Origin of the sequence: Pseudomonas sp. Leaf58 (assembly GCF_003627215.1) — a bacterium.
In the GTDB taxonomy this organism is placed as follows: domain Bacteria; phylum Pseudomonadota; class Gammaproteobacteria; order Pseudomonadales; family Pseudomonadaceae; genus Aquipseudomonas.
The window spans coordinates 4,055,856-4,073,482 of record NZ_CP032677.1; the positions used below are offsets into that span (position 1 = coordinate 4,055,856).

Below are 17,627 nucleotides of genomic sequence, written 5' to 3' on the forward strand. Positions count from 1 at the left end.
GATCAGGCGGTCAGGCGGATGACTGCACGGGGACGCGTGCAGATGTGCAACGGGTTGGACTGAGCTTCACCCGCAACACCCTTACCGAAGGGCATTTCCTCCAGCTTGCTGTAATACGGCAGACCTTCGGTGTTGACGGTTTCCATGTAGTCTGCCGGCGCGTAAACCGACAGGAACAGTTCAGAAACCCCCTCAGGCACCAAGCGCGCTTCATCGTCAGGGACGAATGGAACACCCGCGACCTTGCCCCGGTAACGCTCCCAGCTAATACCACCAAACTCGAACGTTTCACGCCCGTCGCCACGAAGCGCTGCGGCCTGCTGGCTACCCTTGTAGGTATCGACAACCGATGAGTGGGCGATGAGTTTCTTCCAGAAGGTCTTGCCGCAGAAAGCGCGGGCGCCGGTGGTGGTCACGTTGCCGAGAGCATCTTCTTGCATGTCCAAGGCGTCCATGCACTGCACCTGAATGTTGGCGTTCGGGTCATTCAGTCCCATCGACTGCTTCTGCTGCGACACCCCGAAAACCTTGTAGATGTCCAGCAGCACTGAAGAGCCGTCTGCGTCGAGCACCTTGCCGTTGATGGCCCCCATCCGATGAAACTCGTGAGTGGCATCCAGTTGGCGTTTCGCCTTGGCCAGACGCTTGTTGACCACATCCTGTACGGCCTGCAGCTCCGTCAGCGTGCCGAACGCGCGAATACCCTGGATCTCGTCCGCCTTGATCGCAAAGCGCTGCGGCAGGTGAACGGTATTGAACGGGATCAGCGTGCGCTTGCTACCACCCACCACCAGGCCAGAGGTGCCGCGCTCCCCCGCCGGCACCAGAGCGAGCGTGTCACCGTCTTTCTCGATCTGCACGGTAAGGGTGGCGACACCCTCCTCCTGGAACAGGCCAAGAGCCGCAAGGCGCCCTGGTACGTACTCCTGCTCGTTGATAGCAGCGGTCAAGGCTGCAACGCCGAAAGCGTCGTCTTGGAAAATGGCAATCTCAGCCATGAGGTACTCCAGAAAGTAAGAACCCCGCTCAGGGCGGGGTTGGGGTGAAAGAGAGTCGGGTCAGCGCAGGATGATGAAATGCGCTGCTAATGCCTGTTCCGCATCAGCGTCGATGCCGGTCAGCAGGGCCTCACTGACCTCGGCCAGCCGCACCACCGCGCGGCCACGCCGAACGGTTTCGGACTCGCCGAGGGAGGCATAGAGAATGCACACGGCTTTTTCGCTGCCGTCTTCTGCAGCGGGGTCGTAGGCAGTGAATTCGCCACTGGCCGTTACCAGACCAAGCACTTGGCCAGCGACCAGACCAGGACCAGCAGCGACGTTGATGGCTTCGCGGGAGATCTTTCCTGCTCCCTCGGAAAGCAGGAACTCACCGGCGTGCACCGGCTCCTGGCGGATGTTACTCATGGTCGTGCTCCTTTATTGGCGGCCTGCCGGCGGGCAGCCCAGATGCTGGATGGATTGGGTAACTGCGCCTTGACCTTCTCTGGCTCGTCATCGGCCGGCGGCAGGCTGTTGTCGATCTCAAAACCCTTGCCGGAGCTGACCAGCTTCTCGAACAGCCGCGCCCGCACCGCATCAGGCTCCAGGCCGGCCTGCACAAATTCAACGGTTAGCTCTGGCAGCCGAGCGGCTACGCAGAGATCACGGACACCCTTCGCACGCGTCAAGGCAGCCTGCACAGTGGCCTTGTCGGCCAGTTTGGTGGAGGCAATCAACGGCTCGACCAGATTACTGATTCCCGCCTTGGCGCAGTCCTGGGCGATCATCAAAGCCAGCGCAGTAGAGTCGCCTGGGTCAGCGGCTGGCAGCTCCGGCGGTGTTGCCGGCTGACCACCCGTTGCCTCCGGCTGGTCGGCCAACTGATCCAGCAGCGCCTTGGGTGTCTGACGGTAGCGCTGCATCGCCGCGCCCTGGCCAAGGCACGCCTTGACCTCGACGCCGTTACCCACGTCGTCAGCCAGGCCCAGCGCGAGGGCTTCCTGGGCAGTCAACCAGGTTTCATCATTGACCATACGGCGCAGCTCGGCATCGTCGATGTCCGGTGCCTTGGCTTTGTAAGCCGCGATGATTGCCTCGAAGGTCTGGTCAAGGACGTCAGCCACCCGGCGCAGGTCCTCGGCATCACCGCTGGTCCAGGTCCACGGGTTGTGCACCATCAGCATCGCATTGGAAGCCATCACCAGGCGGTGGGCGCCGCACGCTGCGACGCTCCCTGCGCTGGCCGCCAGAGCATCAACACGGGCGGTACAGCGCTCACCCAGCCGATTCAGCGCGTTGTGAATGGCCAGGCCGTCGAACAGATCGCCGCCGATGGTGTTGAACGCCACCACCACCGGGGAAACACCGTCATCGATCGCTTTCAGGTCCTGAATGAACTCGTTCGCGGTGATGCCCCAGCCCCCGATCTCACCGTAGATGTAGATCTCGATGGGAGCGGCATCGACCTTGGCATCGCCCTGCCCCTCACTTGCCGCGCTGATCTTGTACCAGTGCTGGTCTTCAACCTGCTGCACCGAGGGCGCCTTGTTAAAGATGCGAAACGGCATCAGCTTTTTCATTTCTTCCCCTTGTCGCCGGACTCATCAGGGTCGTCCTCGATGGCCGGCAAGCTGCTGTAGTTGAGGCCCAGAGCCTTTGCCCGGGCGATATCGGCGGCGTTCTCTTCGTCGACCACCTCCGCGTCCGTACCGTTTCGCAGGCACACCTCGCTTCGCGAGGCGAAGCCCGCGGCGATCTCCATGCTGCGCGACTGGACATCCTGCACCGGGTGGATGTAGGCCCAGCCCTGAGGTACCCAACGGGTACGCTGGTTGGCATTATCTGGCTGATCACCCTGGCCATCCTGCCTTTCCTATTTGCGAAAGCCCGCCAGCGCGCCTTCAGCAAAGGCTTGGACGCAGGCAAACAGAGCCTGAAGGCTGATCTGAAACTGCGGATCAAAGGCCTTCAGGACGACTTAAATGAAGCCCGTGTTCAAGCCGAAGCAGACCAGCGTAAGCACCACACGGCTATCGCACACCTCAAAGACAGCATCCGCGAGCTGGAGGCCCGGATCATGTCCTACACCGGGTTAGCGGTTACCAGGGCAGATTACGAGTTGCTGATCAACGCCATCGAAACCCTGAGCCTGACCGAGCGGACGCTTGCCGCAATGAAGGCGACGCAGCAGGCATCACGCGCAGCGCGGAATGCCGCGGGACTGGGAGATCTGGCTAAACGCATTCACACCCAACTGCGCGAAACCCCAGCCAGTGCAGCAAGCGCGGAGGTGGCGGCATGACGAACCAATGCCCACGCAGCTGCCTTGTTCACGGCCCATCTGGTTGCGGAAAAACAACTTACGCCAAGGCCATCGCCAAAGCACTCGGCCTGCGCGATGTACTTGATAACTGGACACCAGGTAAGCCCGCCCCGCTGCTCAATACATTGGTCCTGAGCAGTGAGTGCGACCCGACCTGGCACTTCAAAGGCCGAGCAATGACCTTCAACCAGGCGATGCAGCTGGTTGGACGACAGGAGGCCGGACTGTGAGCCTACGTAAACACGTACTTAAGCACTTCCACATGTGCTGCGGCCTGGGCGGCGGCGCGAAGGGCTTCAATCGCTCCAAGCCTATCGTGGGCAACCTCCAGGCAGACTGGCAGTGCATTGGCGGGGTCGACGTCGATCCCGCCGGACTGGCCGACTTCGAGCGCCTCTCAGGCGTCAAAGGCACGCTGATTGATCTGTTCACCCGTGACCAGTACATCCGCTTTCACGGCAAAGAGCCGCCGCCTGGGTGGCGCGAGGCCACGCCGGAGGACATTCGCAAGGCGGCTGGCGGCCAGCGACCGGACGCCGTGTTCATCAGCTCTCCGTGCAAAGGTGCGAGCGGGCTGCTGTCGGAAACAATGAGCCAAACCCCGCGCTACCAGGCTCTCAACGAGCTGACCCTACGCTGCATCTGGCTGTTCTGTGAGGCATGGGCTGACGACCCGGTTCCGCTGCTGGTGTTCGAGAACGTTCCTCGCCTCGCCAGCCGTGGGCGACACTTGCTTGACCAGATCAACAGCCTGCTCTCCAGCTTTGGCTACGCCGTTGCCGAAACCACCCACGACTGCGGGCGCATCGGCAATCTTGCGCAGAGCCGAAAACGCTTCCTGCTGGTTGGGCGGCATGTCGAAAAAGTACCGCCGTTCCTGTACGAGCCTGAGCAGAAGTCACTTCGCGCGGTTGGCGACATTCTCGGCCGCATGCCACTGGCCGGCGACATCGAAGCAGCTGGCCCGATGCACCGGGTTCCATCGCTGCAGTGGAAAACGTGGGTACGCCTTGCCCTTGTCGAGGCCGGTAAGGACTGGCGCAGCCTGAACGATTTGGCGATCGAGGAAGGCTATCTGCGCGACCTAATCATCGTTCCGCAGTTCCGCGACGGGTTCCTGGGCGTGCATGACTGGCAAGAAGCAGCTGGCACAGTCGCTGCGCGCAGCGGCCCCACCAATGGCAAGTTCTCGGTAGCAGATCCGCGCGCCAAGGCCGGGGCTCTGCAGTATCAGCAGTACGGCGTACGCCGCTGGGGAGATTCCAGTGGAGCCGTCATCGGCGTTAAGAGCCCCGGGCAGGGAACGTTCAGCGTTGCCGATCCACGTCGAGCGGGCGCCGGATTCGGCAAGTACCAGGTTACGCCGTACAACAGCCCAGCTGGAACCGTCATCGCCGGCAGCACTACCGGCCAGGGCGCCTTTGCGGTGCAAGACCCACGCCCCGGCATGCGCCGCACCAAAGGTGACGCTTACCTCACCGGCGGGCACTACGGCGTTGTGCCGTGGGACGGGCCGGCCGGCGCAGTGTCCGCCAGTGCCATGCACGACAACGGCCGCTGGAGCGTGGCCGACCCGCGCCTGCCCGACGCCAATGACCGCCTGGCATGCGTGATCGAATCGTTGGACGGAACATGGCATCGCCCCTTCACCACCTTCGAGCTGGCGGCCATACAGAGCCTGGTCGAACCGGAGGAGCAGCTTGAGTTGGACGGCCTGAGCGACCAAGCGTGGCGCGAGCGCATCGGTAACGCCGTCCCACCAGCTGCGGCAGAGGCAGTTGCCGACGTCATGGGCACGACCCTTCTGCTGGTTGCCCAGGGCGAAACCTTTGTGCTGAGCAGCATGCCAATTTGGGTACGCCCGGTTGCCGTCGGCCTGAGCGTGGCTCAACGGGAGGCCGCATGAGCGCACACGACCGAAACAAATCTGACGTTGAGCAGCACGCCGCCGCTTGGCTCGGCCAGGCCGGGCTGTACCGCACTCGGTTTGACGCAGTGCGCAACTGCGAGCAGTCCGTCACACCGGTTTCCGCCGCCGAACTGTTCGAGCTGGCCAGCAAACAGGTTCTCAGCCAGCTCAACGAGGGATGCCAACGTGGGTAAATCAACACGCACCTGGCAACTGATCAGCCTCGCGCTCGCCGTGGCGCTAATCGCCGCACTGGCGGAACGGGATCGCCGCAGCACTGCCATCCACCCCGCGAAAGGCACGCTAACAACTGCGAACAGCGCCACAAACCCTGAGCAGCTGACTTTTAGCCCGAACGCTCGCCGACCACATGAGAGGTATTCGCTGTGATCGACACATCGACCTACACCCCGACCACTCGCGCCCGCAAGGGCATGCAACCGATGTTTCGCCCAGCCATGTCGTTCATCTGCGATATATGCGGCAAAGCTCGCGTAAAGGGCGATCACGACCAGTGCTCCAAGATCCGTCAGGCAGCGGGATTCACCATCATGCGAGGTCGCAAATCATGAGTATCGATCCACGAGACCTATTCGTCAGCCTCAATCCACTCGGTCTGGACGAGCGCGACCTAGAGAAGGACAGCACCGGCTTCGCCGACATGCGCACGCATGGCGATTACCTGGTGTTCCTGGCCGGCTACAAAGCAGGCTCGGTGGACGGCGAAGAACGCGAGAGCCAGCGCCACCGCCCGATAAACGCCGAGGGCTGCAAGCCCGAGAGCAGCACCCATCCCTCCGACACGCACTGCGCCGGAGCAATGCCCTGCCGCAGCCTCGACAAAGCGGAGGGCTGCAGGCCCGACCTCATCAACTCTCCCCACCAAGGCGTTGCTGCCTTGCGTGAAGACATTCAGCGAGGCAACCGCATCCAGATCGCAATGGCCCTCGACCTATCTGCCATCGCAGAAGCCCTGGGGATCACACCTGGTGAGCAACAAGGCGGGGCTGTCGAATCGATCGCAGCGATTAAGAAACTGCAGGTGAGGTTGGCCGAGCTGGAGCAGCGCCATGACTGATGCGAGAACGCGGCCGCGATTGCCTCCCATAGCCTCGACCTTCCGGCGATGTGCGACATCTGCGGCAAAGCACGCTCAACCCGAAACCATGCCCGCTGCAGCCAAATCCGGCAACAGCAGAAAAGCGTGGAGTGGGAATCGTATATGGCCAATGTGGCCGCAAAAAAACTCCAGCAGGTCAAGCGCCTGCGCCCTATTCGGTAAGTTGGAGAATACATTTATGGCCAAGCCGCAGATTAAACCGATCCATGAAGCTGCTAACAAAAGCGAAGCGGTACAACTTCTGATAACACCGTCCACTTGGATACGAAAAGAACTTCTCTTCCCCATTTTCGGACTGAGCACCGAAGCCGTTCGCAAGTATCGTGATCGTGGGATCTGGCTGGAGGAGAAACAATGGCGGACTGATCCAGCCAACGTCATTGTTTACAACCGCGTTGAAATCGAAAACTGGATGGCCGGCCGTCCATGAGTGCGAAGCTTCCACTAGGTGTCGATGCCTTGCCGAAAGGTGTCGACATCAATGGCAACCTTCTGCGGATCGCCTTCATGTTTGAAGGCGAACGCCGCCGGGAGCCACTGCGAAACGTCGCCAAGATCAATAAAGCCGCCATCGCCTATGCGGACAACAAACGCAGGACGATACTTGCCGAAATTAAGGAAAATCGCTTCGACTATGCGGCGCATTTTCCTGAGTCGGCCTGGTTACGAGCACGACAGCAAAAGCAGAACGAGCCCAACCAACGTACAGTGAATGAAGGAATCGTGCGCTGGCTGGAAGTTATGAAAGTAAAAAAAGCACTTAGCACCTTCATCAATTACAAAAGCAAGTCTGCACATGTCAAGAGAAAATTTGGTGACAGAATTATCGCCACCATTCCAAAAAGTGAGCTTGAACTATTCCAAGCTGAGTTGCTTAGATCTGGGCTAAAACCCAAAACAGTAAATGACATTTTCACTGTCGTCCGTGGTGTTTGGGGTGATGCGTTCAGCGACGAAATAATCAAGACAAACCCATTGGAGCGCATTGAAAATATTCAAAGCGATTCAAATAGCGAGTTTGCCGACCCCTTTACTCGGAGCGAAATCGATCGCATCGCTAAAGCCGATGCCGACCGCGAAGCTGACACCCGGATGATCGTATTCAACTGCTGGACTGGGCTTTCACTCTCAGAGTTAATCGCTGTAGCACGAGAAGATGTGGACCTAGTCGCCGGCACTGTCACAGTGCGACGAGCACTGGTTTCAGGCGAGTTCAAGGTTCCAAAGGAACGGTCACGTATCCGCACCGTTGAGCTGATTACCCCGGCCTTAGCATTAATGAATCAAATCATGGCAGACACCTCAGATGCAGAGCCGATGCAAATCACTGTCGTGCAACGCGACAACATCACTAAGAAACACGAGCGAGTTCGCTTCCTATTTCGCAGCTCAACCAGCGGTCTTCTGTGGAGCGGCAAAACCCTGAGCAACTGGTTTACCAGTCACTTAGAACGAGCAGGTATCCGCCACCGAGGCGCCAACCAGGCGCGCCATACCTTCGCGAGCCAGGCACTTTCGAGCTATGTCCCGATAGAGTGGGTTGCTCGCCAACTCGGCCACAGTGACACGACCATGGTACGTAAACACTACGGTCGCTGGATAGCGACTGACGCCAAAAGCATGGCTGAGATGGTTTCCACAATGATGGGTTTCGACTGCCTACCCTCTTGAACGGAACAAGTCTGTTATCTAAGCTGGAACCGCCAACACGATCAGCACATCATTTGAGGGAACAGTGGTTGAAAACACCAAAAATATTCATTTCGTATAGCTGGTCCAGCCCCACACACGAACGGTGGGTGCTTGATTTAGGCGAAAGCCTAATGGAATCGGGAATAGAAGTCATACTGGACAAGTGGGACCTAAGGCCGGGACAGGACGCTGTTGCCTTTATGGAATCCATGGTAACCGACTCAACTATCGATAAAGTTCTACTGATCTGCGACAAGGTATATTCAGAAAAAGCTGATGGTCGCCAAGGTGGAGTGGGCACAGAAACACAAATTATCTCAAAGAAAGTTTACGAACAGGTCAACCAAGAAAGATTTATCGCTGTAATTGCAGAAAAAGATGATGAAGGGCGCGCTTACACTCCGACATTTTACCACTCACGCCTATATATCGACCTCAGCGATCCGGAAGCATATAGCAACGGATTCGACGAACTAATTCGATGCATCTACAACCAGCCACAACACACCAAGCCGAAGCTAGGCAAGAAACCGGAATTCCTGACGAACGAAGTTATTATAAGTCTCGGAACGTCAAGTTTAGCAAAGAGAGCAACAACCTCAATTCGTGAAGGAAAGGGCAATGCGACTGCTACTTTTAACGAATACTTATCACTATACAGTGAAAATTTAGAGAGAATCAGAATAGAGCGAAAGCCGGACATACCGTTCGACGAGCAGGTAGTAAATAACATAAAAGAGTTTGCGACCTCACGCAATGAACTCTTACAAGTCATAACGCATGCCATCCGCTATTTCGACGAGGAGCAGTGCGCCGACCAACTGCATCAATTTCTTGAGTCCTTGCTCAAGTATCACGAACCACCAGAAGACGGAAGAAACAGGCAGCAGTCAGATTCTGACAACTATAGATTCATCATCCAAGAGATATTTATATACACGATTGGATTATGCATAAAAAACAATAAATATCTAGCTGCATCGATCTTACTGGACAAGCACTACTACATACAGTCGAGATCATCATACTTAGCAGGTTACGACTGTTTTTATGACAACTCTGGAATTATCGAGAATCTAAATAAACGAAAAGAGATGAGGAGATCGTCACTTAGTGCAGATATCACTAAGGAGATGAATAACACTAGTGGCTTAGACTTCTCTAGCTTGATGCAGACAGATTTTCTTCTATTTCTCAGAAGCCAGATACATGCAGGATTCTGGTGGCCCAAAACGCTCGTTTATTTGGGGCATTACCCAGGGCCATTTGAAATGTTTGCCCGCTCTGCCTCTTCAGCATATTTTGTGAGGTTAAAAGCAATTCTCAATATCAAAGGAAAAGCTGAGCTAGAGGCGTTCGCCGCAACGGCCAATCAAAATGGAAATCGGTATTACGGTTTTAGCGGGTTTGGCATGGACTGGAAACGCTTGATGAACCTAGACGAACTGGAAACCCTTCCGTAGGGCATCTGCCGAGAATATGCCTCTCCTCAAGCGGGAGGCATAGGAGCCGAGCAAGCTATCACTGATGGACTCGTGCGGCCTAGAGCGGGCTGCTGACTGGAAATTCTGCCCTAAAAATTCCCTAACTCATACCACTTAAACGACGAAGCCCCCGAAAACATCAACGTTTTCGGGGGCTTCGGCTACTTCGCGTATGGCGGAGAGATAGGGATTTGAACCCTAGGTACTGTTGCCAGTACAACGGATTTCGAATCCGTCCCGTTCGACCACTCCGGCATCTCTCCAATGCCGCGCATCATACCAGCGTTCTTTTAAAACGCAAATCTTTTTTTCAAAAAAATCGCGTGGTATCAGGCGCTTGCGTGAACGCGCCGCTTACAGCGGCACGCCCAGGCGCTTGGCAACTTCTTCGTAGGCTTCGATCACGTCGCCCAGGCCCTGGCGGAAGCGGTCCTTGTCCATCTTCTTGCGGGTTTCTTTGTCCCACAGGCGGCAGCCGTCCGGGCTGAACTCGTCGCCCAGCACGATCTGGCCGTGGAATACACCGAACTCCAGTTTGAAGTCGACCAACAGCAGGCCGGCGTCATCGAACAGCTTGCTCAGCACTTCGTTGACTTTCAGCGACAGCTTTTTCATTTCCACCAGTTGCTCGGCGGTGCCCCAGCCGAACGCAACAACGTGGGATTCGTTGATGAAGGGGTCGCCCTTTTCGTCGTTCTTCAGGAACAGCTCGAAGGTGGATGGCTCCAGCTTGATGCCTTCCTCCACGCCCAGGCGTTTGACCAGGCTGCCGGCGGCGTAGTTACGGACCACGCACTCGACCGGGATCATGTCCAGCTTCTTCACCAGGCACTCGTTGTCGCCCAGCAGCTTGTCGAACTGGGTCGGCACGCCGGCTTCTTCCAGTTTCTGCATGATGAAGGCGTTGAACTTGTTGTTCACCATGCCTTTACGGTCGAGCTGTTCGATGCGCTTGCCGTCGAACGCCGAAGTGTCGTTACGGAACAGCAGGATCAAGCGGTCAGCGTCATCGGTCTTGTAAACCGATTTGGCCTTGCCGCGGTAGAGTTCGTCGCGTTTTTCCATGATTGGGCTCCGCTTGCTGAGGTGTTGGGCTAGGCGATTTCGCGCCAGTCGAGCCCGTGTTCTTGATTCGCCACCTGGAGCCAGTCCGGGTCGCACCCAAGGGTGTCGACGAAGCACTGGCGGGCCAAGTGTGGCAGGTTGTTCTTGCTACTGAGGTGGGCCAGCACCAGGTGTTGCAGGTTGCTCCAGCCCAACTCGTGCACCAGGCGCGCGGCCTGGTGATTGTTCAAATGCCCCTGCATGCCACCTACCCGCCGCTTCAAAAAAGCCGGGTAGTGACCGCGTGCCAGCAGGTCGCGGCAGTGGTTGGCCTCGATCAGCAATGCATCCAGGCCCTGGTAACGTTGCAGCAGCAGCGTGTCGTACGAGCCTAGGTCGGTGAGCATGCCGAAGCGCCGCTGGCCGTCGCTGACCACGTATTGCAGCGGTTCGTAGGCGTCGTGCTCGACCCGCGCCGCGGTCACTTGCAGGTTGCCGATAGCCAGGCTTTCGCCACAGGCAAGAAAACCGGCCACCTCCACCGGCTTGCGCATGCCGCGCAAGGTCCCTTGGCTGAGGTAGACCGGTACATTGTAGCGCCGTGACAGCAAGCCCACCCCATGCACGTGGTCGGCATGTTCGTGGGTGACCAATACCGCACTGAGCTGGGCCGCCGACACACCGAGCAGCGCCAGGCGCCGCTCGGTCTCGCGCAGGGAAAACCCGCAATCGACCAGGATGAACGTGTCACCACTGGCGATTAGCGTGCCGTTTCCCTGGCTGCCGCTTCCAAGTACCGCGAAGCGCACTTAGCCCAGGTGGTCCTGAATGGCGCTCAGCACGCGGCGGGCGACATCGGCCGGGGCCACGGTGTTGATGTTTTTCTCGACCGTGACCTGCACGCTCTCACCCACCTTGCTCAGGCGTACCTGATAACGCTCGGCACGGGCTTCACGTTCTTCCTTGGTCGGCTCGCTACCGAACATACGGCCAAAGAAGCCAGGCTCGTTCTGCTTGTCTTCAGGCTTTTCCGACAGGTTGATGTAGTACAGGCCCAGGCTGCGGTTGATGTCCTCGACGCGCCACTCGCCACCCTGTTCCAGGGCGCGGCCTACGCTAGACCAGGCACGGTCCAGGTCGGCACCCAGGTACAGCACCGGGTTACCGCTGCCGTCTTCGCTCAGGCTGACGCGGCTTGGTGCGTCGAAATCGCGCGCGGCCAGCAGCGACACCGAACCGCCCTTCTCGGCGCTGCGGTTCATGCTGGCCAGCATTTCGTCGACCAGCAGCGCATCGGCGCCGGTGTTGCTGGAGGTGGACGGGAAATCGGGCTCGGCGGTGCTGCCGGCCGGGCGCTCGACGCTGACCACGTACACCTCGGAGGTGTTGCGCTGCACGCCAGGCTCCATGCGCACCCGCACCCGCACTTCGCTGTCCGCGCTGCTGGCGGTGCTGGCCAGGCGCTGGCCAAGGGACGCCGACAGCTCGTCGAAACGCTGCCAGGTGGTGTTGAACTCACCGGTCTGCGGGCGCTCTTCGGCGATACGGAAGCCGTTGTCCTCGAAGAACTGGCGAGCCACCGGCCACACTTCGGCAGGCGAGTGCTGGGCCAGTACCCAGCGGCTGCTGCCGCTGCGCTGCAGGCTGTAGTCGGTAACCTGCGCGGCGCCACCGGTCAACGGTTGCGGCCGCGGCACCTCGAACTCGCCAGTGGCGTTGTCGTCGGCGACGTTACGCGGGATCGGCAATAGCGGGTCCAGGCGCTTGACATTGCTGGCGTCCGTCGGCAGCTGCATTGGCGCGGTCGGGTGCGCCTGCAGGTAGTCGCTGCCGCGGTCGCGGAAATAGCCATCCTCGCCCCACAGCCAGCCACACCCACTGGTGCTGGAGATGATCAGGGCAAGGGCGGAAAGACCAGCCAGTCGCTTCATGCGGTGTACTTCCTCTTAAACCAGTACGCCGGACTGGCGCAAGGCAGTACGGACTTTTTCGTGGCAGCCTTCGCTAAGCCAGGTCAGCGGCAGGCGAATGCCTTTGTGCATCAGGCCCATTTCGACGAGTGCCCATTTCACCGGGATCGGGTTGGACTCGCAGAACAGGTCTTTGTGCAGCGGCATGAGTTTTTCGTTGATTGCGCGGGCCTTCTCGGCGTTGCCCTCGAGGGCAGCCTCGCAAAGGTCGGCCATTTCGCGCGGGGCGACGTTGGCGGTGACGGAAATATTGCCCTTGCCACCCATCAGAATCAGCTCGACGGCAGTCGGGTCGTCGCCGGACAGGACGATGAAGTCGCTGTCGACGCCATCGATGATGGCCTTGGCGCGTACCAGATCGCCGGTGGCTTCCTTGATACCGATGATGTTCTTGACCTTCGACAGGCGGATCACGGTATCGGCCTGCATATCGCAGGAGGTGCGGCCCGGTACGTTGTAGAGGATCTGCGGGATATCGACGGCTTCGGCAATGTGCTTGAAGTGCTGGTACAGGCCTTCTTGCGTCGGCTTGTTGTAGTACGGCACCACCAGCAAGCAGGCGTCGGCACCAGCGCTCTTGGCGTTCTGCGTCAGGTGCACCGCTTCGGCAGTGGAGTTGGCACCGGTGCCGGCGATGACCGGGACGTGGCGGTTGCTGCGCTTGACGCGCTCGACCACGTGCTTGATGACCAGGATATGTTCTTCGACATCCAACGTCGCCGACTCACCAGTGGTGCCGACAGCGACGATCGCATGGGTGCCGTTTTCCAGGTGGAAGTCTACAAGTTTGTCGAGGCTGTCCCAGTCCAGACGCCCTTGTGCATCCATGGGAGTGACCAATGCCACCATACTGCCCGCAATCATGTAACTGCTCCTGCCGGAAAAAGAGAGCGGTAATGGTACTGGGGGCATCGGCCTTGCACAAGCGAAGCAGGCGGGCGGAGCATTCCCCTTCGCGCCCAATTTCGCTACCCTTGATGCTTTGATCGGTGCAGCGCGGCCCGCCGGGCCGTCGACCTTGCTCCCCGCCAGCGTCCACGACCTCGCATGCGAGCCCCGGGCCCTGCCGACTGGAGGCTTTCGCCCGTCCTGTACCGACCGCTCATCGCTTTAGGAATGCTGCATGTCCACCCCCACAGTCCGCGAACAATTCCTTGTCATCAGTGCCTTGGGCCCTAACCCCATGGAGCTGGCCAACGTACTCAGCCGCGCCGCCTTCGAAAACCGCTGCGCGGTGGTCACCTCGCGCCTGAGCCGTCACGGCGAGACCAGCGCCCTGGTATTGCAGGTGGGCGGCAGCTGGGATGCCCTGGCACGCCTCGAAGCCATGCTGCCGGGCCTGGGCAAGAAGCACGGCCTGACCCTGGACGTGGTGCGCAGCGCCGATCAGGAAGTGCGCCCGCAGGCCCTGCCCTACGTGGCCTACGTCAGCGCCGCCTACCGCCCGGATATCATCAACGAACTGTGCCAGTTCTTCCTCGACCACCGCGTCGAGCTCGAAGCCATGACCTGCGACACCTACCTGGCGCCGCAAACCGGCAGCAGCATGCTCAATGCGCAGTTCACCGTGATCCTGCCGGCCGGCACCCAGATCAGCTGGCTACGTGACCAGTTCCTGGACTTTGCCGATGCCCTCAACCTTGACGCGCTGATCGAGCCATGGCGCCCACAGAACCCAGTGTAAGGATACCAACCATGGCTGTAGCACTCGACCAACCGGTTGCCGACTTCCAGGCCCAGGCCACCAGCGGGCAAACCGTCAGCCTGGCCGGCCTCAAGGGCCAGCAAGTGGTGGTGTACTTCTACCCGAAGGACAGCACCCCGGGCTGCACCACCGAAGGCCAGGGTTTCCGTGACCAGCACGATGCCTTTGCCGCAGCCAATACCGTGGTGTTCGGTGTGTCGCGCGATGGCATCAAGTCGCACGAGAACTTCAAGGCCAAGCAAGGTTTTCCGTTCGAGCTGATCAGCGACAAGGACGAGGCGTTGTGCCAGCTGTTCGACGTGATCAAGCTGAAGAAGCTGTATGGCAAGGAATACCTGGGCGTCGACCGCAGCACCTTCCTGATCGACAGGGACGGTGTGCTGCGCCAGGAATGGCGCGGGGTGAAGGTGCCGGGGCATGTGGATGCCGTATTGGCGGCCGCTCAGGCCCTGAACAAGGCTTGAGATCGCTGGGGCTGCTTTGCAGCCCCAGTTACTTCAAAGCAGTGGCGAAACGCTAGGCTCCTGCCTGGGCCAGGCATCCAGCACAGCCTTGATCAAGGTCGCCAGCGGGATGGCGAAGAAGATCCCCCAGAACCCCCACAGCCCGCCAAACAGCAATACCGCGCAGATGATCGCCACCGGGTGCAGGCTCACCGCCTCGGAGAACAACAGCGGCACCAGCACGTTGCCGTCCAGCGCCTGGATGATCGCGTACACCGTCATCAGGTAGATGAACTGGTCACCCCAGCCCCACTGGAACAATGCGATCAACGTCACCGGCACGGTCACCACCACCGCCCCCACGTACGGCACCACCACCGACAGCCCCACCAGCAGCGCCAGCAACGCGGCGTAGTTGAGCCCCAGGCTGATGAACGCGATGTAGGTGGCAATGCCGCAGATCAGAATCTCGATACCCTTGCCACGAATGTAGTTGGCGATCTGCCGGTTCATCTCGCTGCCCACCCGGTTCAGCAGGGTGCGCTGGCGCGGTAGGTAGCCGCTGACCCAACGGCCGATCAGTTCGCGGTCCTTGAGGAAGAAGAACACCAGGATCGGCACCAGCACCAGGTAGATCATGGCGTTGACCAGCAGCGGCAGGCTCGATAGCGAGAAGGTCAGTGCCCACTGGCCGAACTTGCCGATTTCGCCACGTACCGATTCGATGGCGTGCAGCACTTGCTCATCCGACACCAGGTGCGGGTAGCGCTCGGGCAACAGCAACAACAGCGATTGCCACTTGCCGAGCATCCCCGGCAGCTCATTGAACAGGGTGATCAACTGATGCCACAGCAGCGGTACCAACACCAGCATGAACACCGCCAGCGCGCCGATGAACAAGGCGAACACCAGCATTACCGCCAACCGGGTTGGTACCCGCACGCGCTCCAGGGCGTTGACCAGCCCCTGCATCAAAAACGCCAGCACCATGCCCGCCAGCACCGGCGCGAGCATGCCACCCAGGGTGAGCACCGCAGTAAAAGCCAGGAACAACAGGACCGCCAGCACCACCGCTTCCTCATCCGAGAAGTAGCGCTGCATCCAGTCGCGAAGCACTTTGAACATTGACGATCCTTGGAAAATACTCAGGCCTTGCGCAGCCAGTAAGTGTAGGTGCCGGCCTCAGCCGTTTCTTGCAGCAGGGTATGACCGGATAACTGGGCGAAAGTGCGGAAATCGCGCTGCGAACCTGCATCAGTGGCAATTACCTTGAGCACTGCGCCGCTGGCCAGGCGGTTGAGTTCCATCTTCGCCTTGAGCAGCGGCAAAGGGCAATTCAGCCCGCTGGTGTCCAGTTCGGCGTCACAGGTCAGGGTGTCACTCATTACGGGCTCTCCAAAGGCATTGCCGGGCTGCGTCTTGATGGGGTCGGCTAGGATAGCGCCACTGGTCGCCAACGTGTGAGCCCGCTACAGTAGGTATCTTTGACCGACGCGAGCTTCATGCATGAATCTACTGCGCCCTACCCTGCTGACGCTGGCCTGCCTGTTGGCCCTTCCCGGCCATGCTGACGACCTGCCCTCACTGGGTGACGCCAGTTCCGCGATCGTTTCGCCGCAACAGGAGCACCAGCTCGGGCGCGCCTGGCTGAGCCTGCTGCGCGGCCAGGTCAACCAGCTTAACGACCCGCAGCTGAAGGACTACGTCGAAACCAGCGTGTACCGCCTGGCTGAGACCAGCCAGCTGCAGGACCGTCGCCTGGAATTCATCCTGATCGACAGCCGCGAGCTCAACGCCTTTGCCGCCCCAGGCGGCATCGTCGGGGTCAACGGCGGGCTGTTCCTCAACGCGCAGACCGAAGGCGAATACGCCTCGGTACTGGCCCACGAACTGGCGCACTTGTCGCAACGCCACTTCGCCCGTGGCGTCGAGGCTCAACAGCGCATGCAGTTGCCGATGATGGCGGCGCTGCTGGCCGGTATCGTGCTGGCAGCCGGGGGTGGCGGCGATGCGGGGATTGGCTTGATCGCCGGCACCCAGGCGGCGGCAATCCAGGAACAACGGCGCTTTTCGCGGCAGAACGAACAGGAAGCCGACCGCATCGGTATCCAGAACCTGGAAAAGGCCGGCTACGACCCGCGCAACATGCCGACCATGTTCGAGCGCTTGGCGCGGCAGTATCGTTATGACGCCAAGCCGCCGGAATTCCTGCTGACCCACCCGGTAACCGAATCACGTATCGCCGACACCCGCAACCGCGCTGACCAGGCGCCCAAGGGTGGCGTCGAAGACAGCATGCGCTACCAGCTGATCCGCGCCCGAGTGGCACTGACTTATGAAGGCACCCCAGGGCTGGCAGCCAAGCGCTTCCGCGCCCAGCTCGACGAAGACCCCAAGCTGGACGCCGCCCGCTACGGCCTGGCCCTGGCGCAAATCAAGGGTGGCCAGCTCAACGAGGCGCGCGAGTTGCTCAAGCCGCTGCTGGCCAAAGCACCCAACGACATCACCTACAACCTGGCGCAGATCGACCTGGACATCACCAACAACCGCCTGGCTGACGCGCAACAGCGGGCCGAGCGCATGCAGGGGCTGTACCCAGGTAATTACCCGCTGAAGCAGGTGCGTGCCGATTTGCTGGTGAAGCAGAACAAGCCCGCCGAGGCGGAGAAGGTGTTGAACGAGCTGGTGAAAAGCCGGCCGGATGACCCGGACGTGTGGTACGACATGGCCGAAGTCCGCGGTTTGTCGGGCAATACCATTGGCTTGCACCGGGCACGAGCAGAATTCTTCACACTGGTGGGCGATTTTGACCAGGCGATCCAACAGCTGGATTACGCCAAGCGTCGGGCGGGTGGCAACTTCCCGCTGGCGGCGCAGATTGACCAGCGCCAACGAGAGATCATGGAGCAGCAGCGCATGGTTAGGGAAATGATGGGGCGTTGAGGGCCATTCGCGGG

The 17,627-nt window shown here is 59.8% G+C and carries 20 protein-coding genes, 1 tRNA gene and 1 pseudogene; 11 read left to right on the forward strand and 11 right to left on the reverse strand.

What is annotated here, in order from left to right; genetic code table 11:
- Positions 1 to 2: 2 nt before the first annotated feature.
- The 4 genes and pseudogenes from DV532_RS18830 to DV532_RS18845 all read right to left on the reverse strand — a co-directional run.
- Positions 3 to 998: a major capsid protein gene (locus tag DV532_RS18830; protein ID WP_056804575.1), complete on the reverse strand. Its 996-nt coding sequence runs from the start codon at positions 996 to 998 to the stop codon at positions 3 to 5.
- 60 nt (positions 999 to 1,058) lie between these two features.
- Entirely contained in the window at positions 1,059 to 1,406 is a 348-nt protein-coding gene (locus tag DV532_RS18835; RefSeq protein WP_056804571.1) for a head decoration protein, read from the reverse strand.
- Positions 1,403 to 2,560 carry a head maturation protease, ClpP-related gene (locus DV532_RS18840; RefSeq protein WP_056804567.1) on the reverse strand — a complete coding sequence of 386 codons (1,158 nt, stop codon included), beginning with the start codon at positions 2,558 to 2,560 and terminating at the stop codon, positions 1,403 to 1,405. Before DV532_RS18840 ends, DV532_RS18835 begins: the two co-directional genes overlap by 4 nt.
- A pseudogene (locus tag DV532_RS18845) lies at positions 2,557 to 2,808 on the reverse strand (phage portal protein); the annotation flags it as partial. The gene DV532_RS18840 and the pseudogene DV532_RS18845, both read right to left, overlap by 4 nt.
- Between DV532_RS18845 and DV532_RS18850 the strand changes: the two are divergent.
- The 8 genes from DV532_RS18850 to DV532_RS18895 all read left to right on the forward strand — a co-directional run bounded on the left by DV532_RS18850 (position 2,788) and on the right by DV532_RS18895 (position 9,487).
- The gene (locus DV532_RS18850) at positions 2,788 to 3,282 is read left to right on the forward strand and encodes a hypothetical protein (protein ID WP_056805394.1); all 495 of its coding nucleotides are present in this window, start codon (positions 2,788 to 2,790) and stop codon (positions 3,280 to 3,282) included. The pseudogene DV532_RS18845 and the gene DV532_RS18850 overlap by 21 nt on opposite strands.
- On the forward strand, positions 3,279 to 3,533 hold the full coding sequence (locus tag DV532_RS18855; RefSeq protein ID WP_082477121.1) for an AAA family ATPase: 255 nt from the start codon (positions 3,279 to 3,281) through the stop codon (positions 3,531 to 3,533). The genes DV532_RS18850 and DV532_RS18855 overlap by 4 nt, the downstream gene beginning before the upstream one ends.
- A gap of 32 nt (positions 3,534 to 3,565) precedes the next feature.
- Positions 3,566 to 5,209 (forward strand): DNA cytosine methyltransferase, encoded by a 1,644-nt coding sequence (locus DV532_RS18860; RefSeq protein ID WP_056804561.1) that lies wholly within the window; start codon positions 3,566 to 3,568, stop codon positions 5,207 to 5,209.
- Entirely contained in the window at positions 5,206 to 5,406 is a 201-nt protein-coding gene (locus DV532_RS18865) for a hypothetical protein (RefSeq protein ID WP_056804558.1), read from the forward strand. The genes DV532_RS18860 and DV532_RS18865 overlap by 4 nt, the downstream gene beginning before the upstream one ends.
- 374 nt (positions 5,407 to 5,780) lie before the next feature.
- Positions 5,781 to 6,290, forward strand: coding sequence for a hypothetical protein (locus DV532_RS18875; protein WP_056804555.1), 510 nt, complete (start codon positions 5,781 to 5,783; stop codon positions 6,288 to 6,290).
- Between the two features lie 220 nt (positions 6,291 to 6,510).
- Positions 6,511 to 6,762: a hypothetical protein gene (locus DV532_RS18885; RefSeq protein ID WP_056804551.1), complete on the forward strand. Its 252-nt coding sequence runs from the start codon at positions 6,511 to 6,513 to the stop codon at positions 6,760 to 6,762.
- The gene (locus DV532_RS18890) at positions 6,759 to 8,003 is read left to right on the forward strand and encodes an Arm DNA-binding domain-containing protein (RefSeq protein WP_056804548.1); all 1,245 of its coding nucleotides are present in this window, start codon (positions 6,759 to 6,761) and stop codon (positions 8,001 to 8,003) included. Before DV532_RS18885 ends, DV532_RS18890 begins: the two co-directional genes overlap by 4 nt.
- Positions 8,004 to 8,071: 68 nt before the next feature.
- Positions 8,072 to 9,487 (forward strand): TIR domain-containing protein, encoded by a 1,416-nt coding sequence (locus DV532_RS18895; RefSeq protein ID WP_056805391.1) that lies wholly within the window; start codon positions 8,072 to 8,074, stop codon positions 9,485 to 9,487.
- 194 nt (positions 9,488 to 9,681) lie between these two features.
- Here DV532_RS18895 and DV532_RS18900 read toward each other — a convergent pair.
- The 5 genes from DV532_RS18900 to dapA form a co-directional block, all read right to left on the reverse strand.
- Positions 9,682 to 9,771, reverse strand: a tRNA-Ser gene (locus DV532_RS18900).
- A gap of 91 nt (positions 9,772 to 9,862) precedes the next feature.
- Positions 9,863 to 10,573 carry a phosphoribosylaminoimidazolesuccinocarboxamide synthase gene (gene purC / locus DV532_RS18905; protein ID WP_011535129.1) on the reverse strand — a complete coding sequence of 237 codons (711 nt, stop codon included), beginning with the start codon at positions 10,571 to 10,573 and terminating at the stop codon, positions 9,863 to 9,865.
- Positions 10,574 to 10,602: 29 nt separating this feature from the next.
- On the reverse strand, positions 10,603 to 11,361 hold the full coding sequence (locus DV532_RS18910) for an MBL fold metallo-hydrolase (protein WP_056804545.1): 759 nt from the start codon (positions 11,359 to 11,361) through the stop codon (positions 10,603 to 10,605).
- Positions 11,362 to 12,483 (reverse strand): outer membrane protein assembly factor BamC, encoded by a 1,122-nt coding sequence (gene bamC / locus DV532_RS18915; protein WP_056804542.1) that lies wholly within the window; start codon positions 12,481 to 12,483, stop codon positions 11,362 to 11,364.
- Between the two features lie 15 nt (positions 12,484 to 12,498).
- Complete coding sequence (gene dapA / locus DV532_RS18920; protein ID WP_056804539.1) at positions 12,499 to 13,386, reverse strand: 4-hydroxy-tetrahydrodipicolinate synthase; 888 nt, start codon at positions 13,384 to 13,386, stop codon at positions 12,499 to 12,501.
- A 259-nt stretch (positions 13,387 to 13,645) separates the two neighbouring features.
- Between dapA and DV532_RS18925 the strand changes: the two genes are divergently transcribed.
- Together DV532_RS18925 and DV532_RS18930 are read left to right on the forward strand one after the other, a co-directional pair.
- Entirely contained in the window at positions 13,646 to 14,206 is a 561-nt protein-coding gene (locus tag DV532_RS18925) for a glycine cleavage system protein R (RefSeq protein WP_023536329.1), read from the forward strand.
- Between the two features lie 11 nt (positions 14,207 to 14,217).
- Complete coding sequence (locus tag DV532_RS18930) at positions 14,218 to 14,691, forward strand: peroxiredoxin (RefSeq protein WP_056804535.1); 474 nt, start codon at positions 14,218 to 14,220, stop codon at positions 14,689 to 14,691.
- Between the two features lie 33 nt (positions 14,692 to 14,724).
- Here DV532_RS18930 and DV532_RS18935 read toward each other — a convergent pair whose 3' ends face one another.
- Positions 14,725 to 15,795 carry an AI-2E family transporter gene (locus DV532_RS18935; RefSeq protein WP_056804533.1) on the reverse strand — a complete coding sequence of 357 codons (1,071 nt, stop codon included), beginning with the start codon at positions 15,793 to 15,795 and terminating at the stop codon, positions 14,725 to 14,727.
- Between the two features lie 20 nt (positions 15,796 to 15,815).
- The gene (locus DV532_RS18940; protein WP_056804530.1) at positions 15,816 to 16,055 is read right to left on the reverse strand and encodes a sulfurtransferase TusA family protein; all 240 of its coding nucleotides are present in this window, start codon (positions 16,053 to 16,055) and stop codon (positions 15,816 to 15,818) included.
- Positions 16,056 to 16,176: 121 nt separating this feature from the next.
- On the opposite strand from DV532_RS18940, the gene DV532_RS18945 reads away from it, so the two are divergent.
- Complete coding sequence (locus DV532_RS18945; RefSeq protein ID WP_056804527.1) at positions 16,177 to 17,613, forward strand: M48 family metalloprotease; 1,437 nt, start codon at positions 16,177 to 16,179, stop codon at positions 17,611 to 17,613.
- Positions 17,614 to 17,627: the final 14 nt, after the last annotated feature.